Source organism: Rhodobacter sp. JA431 (genome assembly GCF_900217725.1).
In the GTDB taxonomy this organism is placed as follows: Bacteria; Pseudomonadota; Alphaproteobacteria; order Rhodobacterales; family Rhodobacteraceae; genus Rhodobacter; species Rhodobacter aestuarii.
In genome coordinates, this window is record NZ_OBMP01000001.1 from 753,940 (window position 1) to 769,551 (window position 15,612).

The 15,612-nt window shown below is 59.7% G+C and carries 17 protein-coding genes; 14 read left to right on the plus strand and 3 right to left on the minus strand.

The features are described from left to right. Window position 1: 1 nt before the first annotated feature. Window positions 2-826: a lytic transglycosylase domain-containing protein gene (locus tag CRO18_RS03320; RefSeq protein WP_249275976.1), complete on the minus strand. Its 825-nt coding sequence runs from the start codon at window positions 824-826 to the stop codon at window positions 2-4. A gap of 418 nt (window positions 827-1,244) precedes the next feature. Between CRO18_RS03320 and CRO18_RS03325 the strand changes: the two genes are divergently transcribed. From CRO18_RS03325 to CRO18_RS03390, 14 genes are all read left to right on the plus strand, one after another. Next, the gene (locus tag CRO18_RS03325; RefSeq protein WP_076485111.1) at window positions 1,245-1,439 is read left to right on the plus strand and encodes a hypothetical protein; all 195 of its coding nucleotides are present in this window, start codon (window positions 1,245-1,247) and stop codon (window positions 1,437-1,439) included. A gap of 261 nt (window positions 1,440-1,700) precedes the next feature. Then, entirely contained in the window at window positions 1,701-1,895 is a 195-nt protein-coding gene (locus tag CRO18_RS03330) for a hypothetical protein (protein ID WP_076485111.1), read from the plus strand. A gap of 262 nt (window positions 1,896-2,157) precedes the next feature. Continuing rightward, window positions 2,158-2,352, plus strand: a complete 195-nt coding sequence (locus CRO18_RS03335) for a hypothetical protein (RefSeq protein ID WP_076485110.1) — start codon at window positions 2,158-2,160, stop codon at window positions 2,350-2,352. A 203-nt stretch (window positions 2,353-2,555) separates the two neighbouring features. Continuing rightward, on the plus strand, window positions 2,556-2,729 hold the full coding sequence (locus tag CRO18_RS03340; RefSeq protein WP_249275977.1) for a hypothetical protein: 174 nt from the start codon (window positions 2,556-2,558) through the stop codon (window positions 2,727-2,729). Between the two features lie 102 nt (window positions 2,730-2,831). Then, window positions 2,832-3,701: a Flp pilus assembly protein CpaB gene (gene cpaB, locus CRO18_RS03345; RefSeq protein WP_076485109.1), complete on the plus strand. Its 870-nt coding sequence runs from the start codon at window positions 2,832-2,834 to the stop codon at window positions 3,699-3,701. Window positions 3,702-3,895: 194 nt separating this feature from the next. After that, the gene (locus CRO18_RS03350; protein ID WP_076485108.1) at window positions 3,896-5,317 is read left to right on the plus strand and encodes a type II and III secretion system protein family protein; all 1,422 of its coding nucleotides are present in this window, start codon (window positions 3,896-3,898) and stop codon (window positions 5,315-5,317) included. A gap of 25 nt (window positions 5,318-5,342) precedes the next feature. Beyond that, window positions 5,343-5,984, plus strand: a complete 642-nt coding sequence (locus CRO18_RS03355; RefSeq protein WP_245826532.1) for an OmpA family protein — start codon at window positions 5,343-5,345, stop codon at window positions 5,982-5,984. 241 nt (window positions 5,985-6,225) lie between these two features. Further along, window positions 6,226-7,500: an AAA family ATPase gene (locus CRO18_RS03360; protein WP_097081043.1), complete on the plus strand. Its 1,275-nt coding sequence runs from the start codon at window positions 6,226-6,228 to the stop codon at window positions 7,498-7,500. 22 nt (window positions 7,501-7,522) lie between these two features. After that, window positions 7,523-8,992 (plus strand): CpaF family protein, encoded by a 1,470-nt coding sequence (locus tag CRO18_RS03365; RefSeq protein WP_097081044.1) that lies wholly within the window; start codon window positions 7,523-7,525, stop codon window positions 8,990-8,992. An 18-nt stretch (window positions 8,993-9,010) separates the two neighbouring features. Beyond that, window positions 9,011-9,979 carry a type II secretion system F family protein gene (locus CRO18_RS03370; protein ID WP_083952158.1) on the plus strand — a complete coding sequence of 323 codons (969 nt, stop codon included), beginning with the start codon at window positions 9,011-9,013 and terminating at the stop codon, window positions 9,977-9,979. 10 nt (window positions 9,980-9,989) lie between these two features. Then, window positions 9,990-10,994, plus strand: a complete 1,005-nt coding sequence (locus tag CRO18_RS03375; RefSeq protein WP_097081045.1) for a type II secretion system F family protein — start codon at window positions 9,990-9,992, stop codon at window positions 10,992-10,994. 3 nt (window positions 10,995-10,997) lie between these two features. Next, window positions 10,998-11,558: a tetratricopeptide repeat protein gene (locus CRO18_RS03380; RefSeq protein ID WP_097081046.1), complete on the plus strand. Its 561-nt coding sequence runs from the start codon at window positions 10,998-11,000 to the stop codon at window positions 11,556-11,558. A 25-nt stretch (window positions 11,559-11,583) separates the two neighbouring features. Further along, window positions 11,584-12,444, plus strand: a complete 861-nt coding sequence (locus CRO18_RS03385; protein ID WP_097081047.1) for a hypothetical protein — start codon at window positions 11,584-11,586, stop codon at window positions 12,442-12,444. 1 nt (window position 12,445) lies between these two features. Further along, window positions 12,446-12,949 (plus strand): prepilin peptidase, encoded by a 504-nt coding sequence (locus tag CRO18_RS03390; protein WP_097081048.1) that lies wholly within the window; start codon window positions 12,446-12,448, stop codon window positions 12,947-12,949. Here CRO18_RS03390 and CRO18_RS03395 read toward each other — a convergent pair. Continuing rightward, a complete protein-coding gene (locus CRO18_RS03395) occupies window positions 12,942-13,808 on the minus strand; it encodes a 4-(cytidine 5'-diphospho)-2-C-methyl-D-erythritol kinase (RefSeq protein WP_097081049.1) in 867 nt (288 codons plus the stop codon). The two genes, CRO18_RS03390 and CRO18_RS03395, sit on opposite strands and share 8 nt — an antisense overlap. Next, a complete protein-coding gene (locus CRO18_RS03400; RefSeq protein ID WP_170952546.1) occupies window positions 13,805-15,511 on the minus strand; it encodes a tetratricopeptide repeat protein in 1,707 nt (568 codons plus the stop codon). Before CRO18_RS03400 ends, CRO18_RS03395 begins: the two co-directional genes overlap by 4 nt. Window positions 15,512-15,612 lie beyond the last annotated feature (101 nt).

The window sequence follows — 15,612 nt, forward strand, 5'->3', positions numbered from 1 at the left end:
TCTACCCTTTCAGTGCGAAGACGCAGCCATCGGTCACAAGTTCGGGCGGGCTCAGGCACAGGCCACGCGCCACCTGCCAAGCCGCCAAAACCTTGGGCACATAATCGCGCGTCTCGGCATAGGGCGGCACGCCCCCTGCCCCTTTGACAGCGTTTTCACCCGCATTATAGGCCGCAATCACCATCAGCGGATCGCGGTCGAATTCCTTCATCAGCCAGTTCAAATAGGCGACCCCGCCTTTGATGTTCTGCGCCGGATCAGTGCTGTCGGCGACAGAAAACCGATCCGCCGTGGCGGGGATCAATTGCATCAGCCCCACCGCACCGGAATGGGAGACGGCATCCGCCCGCCCCCCCGATTCCGTGGAAATGACGGCCAACACCAAAGCGGGCGAAACCTCGGTACCGATCGTTGCCGCCAAAATCTCGCGGCCATGGTTCAGCGCAATGGTCTGCAAGTGATCAAGCCGCGGCGCAGTGACGTTTTGCCCCCCCGGCCCCATACCAAGTGCAGAAATCGCTTTTGTGAACCGCCCGGCGCGGTCCCCAAGTGTGGGGGACACCTGATCCCAATACCACGCATAGCGGGCCGAGGCGCCATCCTTCGCGCGCCCCCCCCCGCTGCTGGGCGCCGCAGATGTCTCGGGCGGTGGCGTCGCGGTGAGCGGCTCGAACGGCTTAGCGGCCTGCGCGGCCAGCTGACGGCGCTGTTCCTCTGGGTCGATCTGAATCGTTAGAAAGCGCGTCTGCCCCTTTTTCGGCGGCAATACACGTTTGGGCGTGAAGTGATGCACGGTCGGCCCGGTCTCTGCCCATACCGGCCCCATTGACGGCGCGAGCCCAAGACTCACGCCAGCCGCAAGACTGATTGCCCATATCCGGCGCATCTGCGCCCTCACTTCTGTTATCTGGTTTCTGCTCGTCGGGTCTGCGCCCGTTGCCTCGGTTATCCGCGAAATCTGCGTTTTTTCCAAGAAAAAGCCGCGACTTGCGCCCAAGGCCCATGTCCTTCCAAGAATAGTGTTGCCCACAAGCACGCGTGAATTGGCTTGTAAGCGCAAAAAAATCTTGGGTTTTCAAACACCAGAGCACTTTTGGCTGAAAGTTAATTTTTCCGCAAATATTCCCCGCACACGCCCCAATCGCGCCACGTTTGCCCCCGAAAACAGGGGCATCCCGCGAGGCAGACGGCCAAGGTCAGAGGTGGCAGCACCGCGGAGCAACCAGACCCCAAGGAGAGATCCAATGAAATTCTTCAAATTTGCCCGCAAAATCCGCACCGAAGAAGATGGCGCCGTGACCGTTGACTGGGTCGTGCTGACCGCCGCCGTTGTGGGCCTTGGCGCTGCCGCCCTCACCCTCGTGCGTCAACAAACCGGCACCCTGAGCTCGGCCATTGGCAGCTACCTGTCGACCGCCTCGGTGCAAACCACGTTCTGATCATAATCAGACAGAGATTTGCTGAGGCCGCCCTTCGGGGCGGCCTTTCGCTTTGCCGCCGATCTTGCGCATCGTGCGCCCCAGAAGCCGCGATTTTTGGGCCTTTGACTTTGTTGGCTCTGCCCCGAAGAAATACCGAAGCTGCCCAAATCACGTCACGTTTCGCAGGCAAAACACTCCCATACCGCGATGCAGGGCCAAGCAAGGTGCCCAAGTGGCACCGCGGCCAACCAGAGCGAAACCGAACCCAAGGAAAATCCGATGAAATTCTTCAAATTTGCCCGCAAAATCCGCACCGAAGAAGATGGCGCCGTGACCGTTGACTGGGTCGTGCTGACCGCCGCCGTTGTGGGCCTCGGCGCTGCCGCCCTCACCCTCGTGCGTCAACAAACCGGCACGCTGAGCTCGGCCATCGGCAGCTACCTGTCGACCGCCTCGGTGCAAACCACGTTCTGATCATAATCAGACAGAGATTTGCTGAGGCCGCCCTTCGGGGCGGCCTTTCGCTTTACCGCCGATCTTGCGCATCGCAACGGCTCAAAACAGCCATTTACCCAATTTTCATTTTTTTGGCTCTGCCGCGAAGAAATACCGAAGCTGCCCAAATCACGTCACGTTTCACCGGCAAAACAGTCTCATACCGCGATGCAGGGCCAAACAAGGTGCCCAAGCGGCACCGCGGCCAACCAGAGCCAAACCGAACCCAAGGATAGATCCGATGAAATTCTTCAAATTTGCCCGCAAAATCCGCACCGAAGAAGATGGCGCCGTGACCGTTGACTGGGTCGTGCTGACCGCCGCCGTTGTGGGCCTCGGCGCCGCTGCCCTCACCCTCGTGCGTCAACAAACCGGCACCCTGAGCTCGGCCATCGGCAGCTACCTGTCGACCGCCTCGGTGAAGACCACGTTCTGATCCTAATCGGATAAAGATTTGCGAAGGCCGCCCCAACTGGGCGGCCTTTTGCATTTGCACGCGCAGCGCCTTCGCCCTGCGCTGAGTCGTTAAATTTACCAACAAGCGCCCAATTTGCGCCGTGTTGTTTGGGTATCCCGGTTGAAGTAGCCGATGCATACAGGGAAACAGCCGTGAAACCGTGTATTTGTAAAACAAGACTTTTGAAGAGTATTCACGCCGAAGACGGCGCCGTCACCGTAGATTGGGTCGTGCTGACCGCCGCGGTCGTGTCCCTGGGCATGATTGTGGGCCTGGTGATCTGGAACAATTCAGGCTCGATCGCACAGATGATCGCTTCCTACATTGGTTCCCAAGAGGTCGTGACCACGTTCTGATCAAAGAGACCCGCGCGCGCCAGCCACGAAATTGCCCGATTTCGGGTAGAGTATGGCGCGCGTACAAGGCCGATATTGGCACAGAAAGGATCAGGTGACACGATGCGGATGGTTTTTGCTCTGTTTCTGGCGCTTGGCGTGGCCCTTGGTGGGGTTGCGATTTACATGGCCCAGCAGCAGATGTCCCGGTTTCAAGCGGAACGTGACTATCTGGCCGCCGCGCAGGCCAATGCACCGCAGCTGGCAGATGTCGTCGTCTTGCGGCGCCCGCTGAAATATGGGGAACGCTTCACAATGGCGGATTTGGGCGTTGTGAAAATGCAGGCGGACCGTTTGCCCCAAGGGGTCTTCCATAAGGTGAGCGCCCCGCAAGATTCGCCCGAAGCACAGATCGCTGCCTTCTTTGATGGCGAGACTCGGCCGCGTGCGGCACTGCGCTCCTATGAGATGTATGAGCCCATTCTCGCACAGAAAATCACACCTCCAGGTGTCGATGCCGGGATCACCGCCAACCTCGCCCCCAACATGCGCGCCTTCACCATTGAGGTGGACGTCTCTTCGGGCGTCTCCGGCTTCCTGCGCCCGGGCGACCGGGTCGATGTTTACTGGTCTGGCTCGGTGAACGACCAGCCTGTGACCAAGCTGATCGACACCAACCTTAAACTGATCGCGATCGACCAAAGCGCCGATGCGGACCGCAGTGAAGAAACGCAAGTGGCGCGCACGGTCACCGCAGAGGTTACGCCCGAGCAAGTCGCCGCGCTGACACTTGCGAAATCGACGGGTCGCCTGACGCTTTCGCTTGTTGGGATGCAGAACACCGCTGATCTCGGAACCATCGAAATTGACCGCAACAAACTTCTCGGCATTCAGGTCCAAGAAGCGGTTCAAGTGGAGGCCGCCCGGGTCTGCACCATCAAAACGCGGCGCGGCACCGAGGTGATCGAAACCGAAATTCCTTGCAAGGATTGACGGTGTCCGAAAGCGAAACCCTCTATGGCCGTGTGGCATGCCCACACGGCCTTTGCATGAAAAAGGCCGTCCAAGCGGTTGATTCTTGCAAAATTTTGAACATTCAGGCAGATTGATGCGAACTGGGGCGAAACAGCCCCTTGACCGGGCGTAAGATCCGGGTGGCAGAACGTGATCGGAGAGGCAGGATCACAATGAAAATGAAGCGTTTTCTTTGGGCTTGCGCGCTTGGCGTCGCGCTTGGCTCCTCGGCTTTCATGCCGCTTCAGGCGGAGACCCTGCGTGTTGTTTCGGGCACATCAAGCACGCCATTGAACGTTCCGATGAACCGGGCCGTCGTGGTTGAAAGCGACGAGCCCTTCTCTGAACTGTCGATTGCGAACCCCGGCATTGCCGATGTGACAACGCTTTCGGATCAGACGATTTATGTGCTGGGCAAGGTGCCTGGCCGCACGACGATGACGATCCTTGGGGCCGATGGCGCGCTTTTGTCGAACGTGGAAGTGCAAGTCACCCCTGACATTGGCGAATTCAAAGAGCGACTGCGCCAGATTTTGCCGGGCGAGAACATCGAAGTGCGGACCGCAAATGATGGCATCGTTTTGTCGGGCACGGTTTCCTCGAGCGCGAAACTCGACCGTGCTCTCGATCTCGCTCATCGCTACGCCCCGGATCGGGTTTCCAATCTGATGACGGTGGGCGGCACGCAGCAGGTGATGCTGAAAGTCCGCTTTGCAGAAATGCAGCGTTCGGTTTCCAAGAACCTGTCTTCCTCGCTCGCGATGCGCGGCACCGTTGGCGGGGGCTCCGCCGCGACCGGCCTGATTTCAGGCACTGGCAACTTCACCCAGAGCTCGGGCGCAGTGAGCGATGTGTTTGACAGCGGGACGGTGCCAATCTCGGGCGAATCCGGCGCGGTCAACCTTGGCTTCACCGTCGGCAACATGGAATTTGCCGTTCTGATGGAAGCACTTGAAAGCAAGGGGATGGTGCGCACGCTCGCCGAACCGAACCTGACCGCGCTTTCGGGGCAAGAAGCGAAGTTTCTGGCTGGCGGCGAATACCCAATCCCGGTGGTCGACAACAACACCGTCACCATCCGCTACAAGCCCTTCGGCGTGGAAATGACCTTCACGCCCCGCGTGGTTGACGGCAATCTGATCAACCTAGAAATCGCGGCGGCGGTTTCGGCAATCGATACCTCGGTCACCATGACCAATGGTGGCTTCACCGTGAACGCGTTTAAGCGGCGCGAAACCTCGACCACGGTCGAGATGCGCGATGGGGAAAGCTTCGCCATTGCCGGGCTTTTGCAAGACGACTTCAACGATGTGAACAGCCAAATCCCGTGGCTTGGCGATGTGCCCGTGCTGGGCGCGCTGTTCCGCTCTGCCTCGTTTGAGCGCAACCAATCCGAATTGGTGATCATCGTGACACCGCATTTGGTTTCGCCGACCCGTGGCGAGGCTCTGGCAATGCCCACCGACCGGGTGCGGCTGCCCACAGAATCGGAATTGTTCTTGATGGGCAAAACCTCAGCGCAACCGGTGTCTGGCGCGGCGGGCGAAGTGGCCAAGCAAGACTTCTCCGGCTCCTACGGCTATTTGATGGAGTGAACCAATGCAGCTAAGGGGCCCCAAGATGCCGAATGGCGCGATGCGTTACACCGTCATGGTAATCGCCACTCTGGCCCTTGCGGCCTGTAGCAGCGATAAATTTCTTTCCGAGGCAGGTACGGAATTCGACGCCGGCGGCTTTGGCAATGCCACAATGAACAACTCGCTGGTGATGTCCGGCAACCGTGAGTTCATTGTCAGCCTCACGCGTAAATTCGCGCAAGATGTGCCCAATACGGTCAATTTCGCCTTCAACTCAGATGTGCTGGACGCGAATGCCCAAGCCGCGCTGGTCAAACAGGCGGATTGGATCAAGCAATTCCCCGAGGTCAAATTCCGCGTCTACGGCCATACCGATCTTGTTGGCTCCAATGCCTATAACAAGTCGCTTGGCCTGCGCCGGGCGCGTGCCGTTGTCAACTTCCTGACCGGACATGGCATTTCTCGCTCGCGGCTTGAGGCGGTTGTCTCCTTCGGCGAAACACAGCCTCTGGTCTACACGCAAGACCCGAACGAACAAAACCGCCGTACCGTGACCGAAGTGACGGGCCTGATCAAACGCGAACCCCAATTCCTGAACGGGAAATATGCCGAACTGATCTTCCGCGACTATGTCAGTTCTGCAACCCCGGCTATGGCATCCGATACAGACAAGCTTGGCGACTAACGCCGCATTCCTTGCAACTCGTGGGCGGACCTTGGCAACAAGGTCCGCCCACGGCGTTTATCGTCTCCGATTACCCCACAATTGGAACAATCCGGCCCCAATGTCGCCCAGATTGCTGGCGAATTTCGGTTCAGCAGGAAGAGGCACGTCCGCCGAGTCGTGCCCGTTTCGTGGCTGAATCGCCGTGCCCCTCACCCCGAGCCGGCGGTCGTCACGCAATGCGTAACAAAGGACCGAGGCAATGAGTGCTGCAGCTATTCTTTCCCCTGAGCCCGCGCCGATCGTGGCCTGTACGGTCTCGCGGGACGTATCGAATTTCGATCTTCTGATTGAGGATATGGAAGCCGAGCTTGGTGAAAGCTGGGGCGACCTGACGTTTGAAGACGCCGTTATCTTTCTGAACCAACCAGATTCTGAATCGCTTGAATTCATTGCCATCGCGGTCGACAGCGATGATGAGGGCGATCTCGGCCGGATTTCTGGCATCATCACTTCAGCGAAAGAAAAAGGCATCCGCGTGATCTTGATCGCGGAAGAGGTAAGCCCGATTGCCTTGCACCAATTGCTCCGCCTTGGGGCTGATGACTTTGTGCCCTACCCGCTCCCCGAAGGGGCGCTGCATGAAGCGGTGGAACGGCTTGGTCAACCCGCCGCAGAGCCGACGGAGTCGGATCAGTCCGAGCACGCTGCACCGCCGACCATGAAGGCGTCGGGTGGTGGGCGTGATGGCGTTGTCCTGCCCGTGCACGGTCTGTCTGGTGGCGCGGGCGCAACGACCTTTGCCGTGAACCTCGCGTGGGAATTGGCAAACCCGGAACAATCGAAAAAGAACCCGGTCACGCCGCCGCGTGTCTGCCTTCTGGATTTCGATTTCCAGTTCGGCTCCGCGTCGACCTACCTTGATCTGCCGCGCCGCGATCTTGTGTTTGAACTGCTGCAAGATACGTCCAGCATGGATAGCGAAAGCTTCAATCAGGCGCTTTTGAGCTTTAACGACCGGCTGCAGGTGCTGACCGCGCCGCCGGAAATGCTGCCGCTCGACATTGTCACCGGCGAAGATATTTCGCGGCTGATCGAAATGGCGCGCACGAATTTCGATTTCGTCGTGATCGACATGCCCTCGACGGTCATCAGCTGGACCGAGACGGTGTTGAATGCGGCGCATCTTTACTTCGCGCTTATCGAACTCGACATGCGCTCAGCCCAGAATACGCTGCGGATGATCCGCGCGCTTAAGGCCGAAAACCTGCCAGCCGAAAAGCTGCGCTATGTGTTGAACCGCGCGCCGAAATTCACCGATTTGAACGGAAAATCGCGCGTCAAACGGCTCGCCGAAAGTCTCGACATCTCGCTAGAGGTGCTGCTCTCGGATGCTGGGCGGGTGGTGACGCAGGCAAACGACCACGGCCTGCCGCTTGCCCTTTCCGCCGCCAAATCGCCGCTGCGCAAAGAAATTCAGAAACTCGCACAATCGATTGCCGACTTGAACCGCGCAGCCGAAGCGGCGACCGCCTGAAGACCGTCCCGGAGGAAGCCGCATGTTCTCGCGCTATAAGAAACCCGCCGCAGGTGCCCCCGCCAAGCCCGCTCAAGCGGCGCCTGCGGCTGCCGCGCCGCCGCCGGTACCGCTCGCCGCCGCTTCCAACGAACCCGCAAAGCCCCTCGTTCAACGTCGGGCTATGCCCAACAGCGGGGCAAGTGCAGCGCAAGCCGCGACGGCAGACAAAGATCGCAAGCGCAAAGAACGTATGAGCGAGTTGAAGGTGGAGCTGCATAAGCGGCTTTTGGAAAACCTCAACCTCGCAGCGCTTGAGCATGCCTCTGAATCCGAACTCAAGGCCGAGATCGCGGCAATTTCCGCCGAGGCAATGACCGAATTGTCGGTTGCTTTGAACAGCGCCGAACGTTCGACTTTACACCAGGAGCTCTATGACGAGGTGATGGGCCTCGGCCCGCTAGAGCCGCTTTTGCAAGACGATACCGTCTCCGATATTCTGGTGAACGGCCCGAACCAGATCTTTGTAGAGCGCTTCGGTAAGCTGCAGCTATCGGATGTGACCTTCAAAGATGAAAAGCACCTGTTGCGGATCATCGACAAGATCGTGTCCGCCGTGGGGCGCCGGGTCGATGAATCCAACCCCTATGTTGACGCCCGCTTGGCGGATGGCTCGCGTTTCAACGCGATGGTGCCGCCGATTGCGGTGGATGGATCGCTTGTCTCCATTCGGAAATTCAAAAAAGACAAGCTAGCCATTGATGATCTGGTGAAATTCGGCGCCTTCACCGAGGAAATGGCGGCCTATCTGCAAGCGGCTGTGGCAACCCGATTGAACGTTATCGTTTCGGGCGGGACGGGTTCTGGTAAGACCACCACGCTCAACGCGCTTTCCAGCTTTATCGACAACTCCGAACGTATTCTGACGATCGAAGACACGGCAGAACTTCAGCTGCAACAGACCCATGTCGGCCGGATGGAAAGCCGCCCGCCCAACGTTGAGGGCAAGGGCGCTGTGACCCAACGCGACTGTTTGCGCAACGCCCTGCGGATGCGCCCAGACCGGATCATCGTCGGCGAAACGCGTGGCGAAGAGGTCATCGACATGCTGCAGGCGATGAATACCGGCCACGACGGCTCGATGACCACGATCCACGCCAACTCTGCGCGCGATGGGATCAGCCGTCTGGAAAACATGGTGGCGATGGCAGGGATTGAGATGCCGATCAAAGCCGTGCGCAGCCAGATCGCCTCGGCTGTGAACCTGATCGTGCAAGCCTCGCGTCTGCAAGACGGTTCGCGCCGCATGGTCTCGATCACCGAAATCACCGGCATGGAGGGCGATGTGATCTCGATGCAGGAAATCTTCCGATACGAGCGCCTTGGCCTCGCCCCCGATGGCAAGATCATTGGCCGCTTCACAGCCACTGGCGTGCGCAGCCACTATTCTGATCGGTTCCGCCAATGGGGCTATGACCTGCCCTCGACCATCTACGACCCCGTCACTGACTGATTTGGAGCGATCACTGCCATGATCATTTCCCCCACCCCCATCATCTACGGTCTGATCTTCGTTGCCGTGCTTTTGCTGGTCGAGGGGATCTACCTGCTGATGTTCGGCAAGTCGATCTCGCTCAACAACAAGGTCAACCGCCGCCTTGATATGCTCGACAAAGGGCAACGGCGCGAACAGGTTCTGGAACAACTCCGCAAGGAGGCGACCCAGCACCTCAACGCCCAAGGCATCCCGCTTTATTCGCTGCTCGCCTCCAAGGCGCAAAAGGCGAATATCGCGTTTTCGCCCACCATGCTGATCGCGGTGATGGCGCTTGTGAGCTTTGTCGCCTTTTTGGGGCTGAGCCTTGGCACGCAAGCGTCCACCCCGGTGCGCGCAGTTCTGGCTGTGGTCATGGGCGTTGGCGGCGTTTATTTCTGGATCAATGGCAAAGCCAATAAGCGTTTGAAATTGGCGGAAGAACAGCTTCCCGATGCAGTGGAACTGATGGTGCGCAGCTTGCGGGTGGGGCATCCGTTTTCCTCCGCCGTTCAAGCCGTCGCAAAAGAAATCCCCGATCCTTTGGGCACCGAATTCGGGATTATCGCGGACGAGGCCGCCTATGGCCGCAACGTGGTCGACAGCCTGCGCGACTTGGCCGAACGGCTCGACATGCAGGATTTGCGCTTCCTCGCCGTGGCAGTGTCTATCCAGCAAACCTCTGGCGGCAACTTGGCAGAGGTGCTTGAAGGGCTCGCCAAGGTGATCCGCTCGCGTTTCCGGCTATTTCGCCGTGTCCGTGCCATCACCGCCGAACCGAAATGGTCGGGGATGTTCCTGTCTGGCTTCCCGGTGGCGGTTCTGGTCACCATCTCCATCGTGTCGCCCAATTACTATGACGCCGTCAAAGACACCCCCGCCTTCGTGCCCGCCGCCATTGCTGCCTTTGCCCTGCTGGGCTGCAATGTGCTGTTCATGAAGGTCATGACCACGATCAAGGTCTGAGGAGGCCACGATGTCCATCGACACGCTCACCACCATGTTGACCGATATGCTCGGGCCGATGGGTCCGGTGATTGCACTCGCAGGCGTCGCCGCGCTCATGGTTCTTGCCACCTTGCCGTTGATGGTCAAGAAGCGCGAAGATCCTCTCGACAAGCTTCGGGCCTCGGTCTCGGCACAAAAGGGCCGTACCGCAAATACAGCGCCCAAAAACGCGCAACCGCTGCGCAATACCGGCGGCAGTGACAAGCTCGAAAAATTCGCGGACTTCCTTGAACCCAAAAGCAAGGAAGAAATGTCCGAAAGCCGCAAGTGGCTACAAAAGGCGGGCTATCGCAGTGCGAATGCCGTGCGGACTTATCACGCGATCCAGTTCGGGCTGGCCATCGGCCTTTTGTTGCTCGGCGTCGCCTATGTGATGCTTTACAACGCCACGAAGCCCGTCCCGCTCAGTTCAACCATCGCGATCATGGCGGTGATTGGCCCCGGGGTTCTGGGCTATTACGCGCCGACCTATTGGATCAACAAGCGGGTCGCCGCCCGCACCGCCGAAATTCAGGATGGCTTCCCCGATGCGCTCGACATGCTTCTGGTCTGCGTTGAAGCCGGTTTGTCGCTTGACCAAGGGATTATCCGCGTTTCGAAAGAACTGATGTCATCCTACCCCGCGCTCGCCGAAGAATTTGAGACCGTCTCCCATGAGATCAAGGCTGGTCTTGATAAGCCCTCGGTTCTGCGTGCCTTCGCGGACCGCTCGGGCGTGCCGGATGTGGCCTCCTTCGTGACGGTGATGATCCAGTCGCAACAATTCGGGACATCCATCGCCGAAGCGCTGCGCCTTTATGCGGCCGACATGCGCGACAAGCGGATCATGCGCGCCGAAGAAGCCGCCAACAAGATCCCGGTCAAGATGACGCTCGGCACTATGATGTTCACCGTGCCGCCGCTCCTGATCATCCTTGTCGGACCGTCGGTCCATGATATGATGGAAAACTTCAACTCCATCAGCCAGATGTGACCCATGGCCCTGCGCGCCCGCGCCCTGACAACTGCCCTAATCTGCACTTTGGCCGCCTGTTCTCCGGGCGGCCTTGGCCCATCAAGCGAAACGCCTTACGCCCCCGGCACCGCTATGGGTGAAGGCGTAGACGGGCTTTTGGTCGGCCATCGCCTGATGGCAGCGGGGGAATATGAACTTGCGCTGAAAGCCTATTACCGCGCGGCAGCAGACCAAGGCGCCACGGTGGATGTGCTCTCTGCGATTGGCTCTGCCGATCTAAAGCTTGGGCGCCTTGGGCAGGCTGAGCAAGTGCTGCGGCGTGCGACGGAAAAAGACGAAACCTTCGTCCCAGCGTGGAACAACTTGGGCGTGGTGTTGATGGAGCAAAACAAGCCCGCCGAGGCCGCTCGGGTGTTCCGCATCGCCTATGGTCTCGACAGTGGCCAATCGGACGCGATCCGGCAAAACCTGCGCCATGCGCTCGCAAAATCGGAAAAACCCGATTATGATCCCCCCGAAGACAGACCGTTCAAGCTCGTGCGGCGTGGGGTTGGTGAATACCTTCTGCTGACCGAGCGTTGAGGCACGAGCAAAAGGACGCAGCAATATGCGCCACCCGATCTTTCTTGCGGCTCTTATGGGCGGCACGCTCGCTCTTGCGGGCTGCATGGGCAGCGAAAAAACCGAAGTTGACCGCGCATTGGACACCGTGAATGCGGTCGATGCGACCAACCTTTCAGACATCATGCTGACGGTGGGCGACCCACGCGAAGCGGTGGCCTATTTCACCCGCTCCACGAATGAAAGCCCCGACCGGATCGATTTGCAACGCGGGCTCGCCAAATCGCTTGTGCGTGCCAATGAGCCTGAGCGCGCGGCAAAGGTCTGGAAGCGCGTCGTCAGCATGGAAGGCGCCACCGCCGATGACAAGGTCGCGCTGGCCGATGCGCAAATCCGCTCAAATGACTGGGCGGGGGCGAAGGCGACGCTGAACACGATCCCGCCGACGCATGAAACCTTTGAGCGCTACAAGCTTGAAGCGATGGTCGCCGACAGCGATCAAAATTGGAAAAAGGCCGACAGCTTCTATGAAATCGCTTCCGGCCTGACCACTCAGCCCTCTGGGGTTCTTAATAACTGGGGCTTTTCCAAGCTGACCCGCGGCGATGCGAAAGGGGCTGAAAAACTCTTTGCCGAAGCGCTGACCTATAATCCGGACAATTTCACCACCAAGAACAACCTCGTGATGGCCCGCGCCGCACAAGGCAAATATGACCTGCCGGTGATTGAGATGACCCAGACCGAGCGCGCCAAGCTGCTTTATACGGCGGGGCTTTCCGCAATCAAAAAGGGCGATGTGACGATTGGCCGGGGCCTCTTGCAAGATGCGGTCGACACCTCCCCCGTTTATTTCGACGAAGCGGCACGGGCGCTGGAAGCGCTTGATGCCGGCAGCCGGAGGGGCTGAGATGCTGGATCTAAGCCCCCCGGAAGCGGCATCGGTGTTGCTAAAATTCTGCATCCCAATCTGCGCTTGGGTGATCTACACCGACCTCAAATATATGAAAATCCGCAATCTGGCGGTGATTTCCTTGATCGCGGTTTTCGCGGTGGTGGGGCTGTTCGTCCTGCCGCTGGAGGTTTGGGCCTGGCGTTGGGTCAACTTGCCGGTCGTGCTGGGCATCGGATTGCTTTTGAACATGGCTGCGGGTGTGGGCATGGGCGATGTGAAATTCGCGGCGGCAGCGGCCCCCTTCTTCTCGACCAACCCAAACCATATTTGGCTGATGATTTTGCTGCTGCAGGCGTGCCTGATCGCCGCGTTCATCACGCATCGCGGCGCGCGTGCCATTCCTGCGGTGCGCGCCGCCACCCCCGACTGGGTCAGTTGGGGGCACCACAAATTCCCGTTTGGGCTTGTGCTTGTGGGCACCTTGATCGGTTATCTGGGCATGCTGTCCCGCGCTACCTAAGCCGCGGGGCCGCTTTTGCGGCCTGATCGCCAAGCGCCCCATGCGCGGACCACCAACCGGGCTGCGCGGCTGCCAGTTGTGCCTGTGCGGCCTCTGCCGCCGCATCGCTTTCAAAAAGCCCAAAGCAGGTCGCGCCAGAGCCCGACATACGCGCGAGTTTGCAGCCCGGCAGCGCGCTCAATGCCGCCAGCACCTCGGCAATCACCGGGGCCAGCGCCACGGCGGGCGGCTGCAAATCATTGCGTTGCCGCGCAAGCCACGCGATGCAATCCGCAGCCTCGACAAAGGCCGGGATCGGCTCCATCGCCGGGTTGCTTTTGGAGGCCAGCGCCTTGAAGACCGCAGGCGTCGACACTTCGACACGCGGGTTGACCAAAACAGCGGGCAAGGGCGGCAGAGCCACCGGGGTCAGTTCCTCGCCAATGCCTTCGGTGCGTGCGGGGCGCGGATCAAGGCACATCGGCACATCGGCGCCAAGCTTAACCACAGCCGCGCCACTGGCCAAAGCCACATCGCGCAATGCGGCCATGCCACGCAAAGCCGCTGCCGCATCCGATGAGCCGCCACCAATCCCTGACGCGGCGGGCAGGCATTTGTCCAAATGGATCGCCGCACCGGGGCCCGGCCCGTAAAGCGCCGCCGCTTTTAGCACCAGATTTTCCGGCCCTTCCGGCACACCGCGCGATTCCGGCCCGGTGACCTTCAACGAAAGGCTCTCCGCGGGCGAAAGCTGCAGCATATCGCCGACCGGCGCAAAGGCCACAAGGCTATCAAGCAGGTGATAGCCATCTTCCCGCTGCCCGGTGACATGCAGCGCCAAATTGACCTTGGCGGGGGCAAAAACCTCAAACTGGCTCATTTGTCAGAATGCAGCGGCGCTGCGCCTTCTTCTTTCAAAACCACATCGAGGCCAACTTCCAGCTTCCGGCGCACCCGGTCCAGATCAAGGTCAGGTGCGGGGCCAAAATTCAGCGCACGACGCCATTGGAATTCGGCTTCGCGCTTGCGCCCCACGGCCCAATAGACATCGCCCAGATGGTCATTCAGCAGCGCATCTTGCGGCATCAACTCGACCGCGCGTTCCATCTGCTCTGCCGCCTCCGTGTAGCGACCCAGCCGATAATAGGCCCAGCCAAGGCTGTCGGTGATATAGCCATCATCCGGGCGACCAGCGACAGCGCGCTGGATCATATCAAGCGCCTCATCCAAGTTTTGGCGCTTTTCGACATAGGAATAGCCAAGATAGTTGAGCACTGCAGGCTGGCCCGGGTTCAACTCCAGCGCCTTGCGGAAGCCCACCTCGGCTTGCTCCCATTGGCCAGAGCGTTCCTGCGCAATCGCGCGGGCGTACCACAGCCCCCATTCGCTGCGCTTAGGTTCGCCCGAAAGCTCAATCGCCTTGTCATAGGCTTTCGCGGCCTCGGCAAAGCGATCCTCGCGGCGCAGGTTATCGCCCAACGCTACCCAAACACCGGGCAGATCCGCATGGGTGCGGGTCAACTGCTCCAGCACCTCAATCGCCGCATCCGAGCGCCCAGCCTCCACCATCGCCTCGGCCCGGCCCATTTCGGCAGCATGGAAAGCCGGGCTATCGGTGCCGATCATCGCATAGGCCGAAATCGCCAGATCATATTGCTGCACCTGCTCCAAGATCGCAGCCGTGAGCAATGCGGCATCGGTATGATCGGGGCGAAGCCACAGCGCGAGCCGCGCGTGCAAAAGCGCAAAACCCGGGATCGAATCTGCGTTCAGCGCTTGCGCGACGGAATAGAAAAGCTCGGCCACACCTTCGCGCGCGGAACCAATGGCCGTGAAGGGCAATGTTTCGCCCGCATCAAGCCGGTCGCGGATATCGGTCAGGATATCGTCGAGCGGCGCCCCAAAGCTCGCATCAAGCAACGCAATCGCATCTTCATTGCGTTCCAACTGCGAGAGTATCTCGACATGCGCCAAAACGCCCCGGCGGGTGCCGTTGTAGATATTGGCATGTGCCCCAGAGAAAATCTCTTCCGCGCCTTCATAATCGCCGACGAGCGCCAAGGCGAGCGCGCGATGATAACCGGCAAAGCCCTCTAGCCCGTCGATCTTCGCGATTGCATCAAAGGCCTGCATCGCCTCCGACATCTGCCCTTGGCCGACCAAGGCCCAAGCTTGGTAAAGGCCGCCGACCAATTGGCCCGCATCGGCCCCACCTTCAAGCAGCGCCGTGCCTGCTGCAAAATCATCTGACATCGCCGCATCGGCAAGCAAGACGAGCACCGCGACCTGTGTTGGGGCCTCAGCCCCAGAGGCGATGGCTTTGGAAATATCGCGGGCTTTTTCCACCTCGCCCAAAGCCACATGGGCGAAAAGCGCGCCCTCTTGCACCTTCTGGTCGTCAGGAAGGGTTAGAAGCAGGCGGTCATAGTAAGGCGCAGCTTGGGCAAAATCATTGTCAAGCAGCGCCGCCCGCCCCGCCAGATAAGCGCCGCCATCTTCGCGCGCGAAGGTTGGCAGTGCCGCAAGGCAGGCAAGGGTCGGAAGCAGATAAAGCGCACGGGAAAGCGTTTTGGCAAAGGGCACGGAAAGGGTCCTTGTCGTCAGGTTGCCCGAAAGGTAGCGGCCTAGGGCGCCCTATGCAATCGGGGGGAGCCATGGCTCCCCCCGCAACACGTCGATGTGAC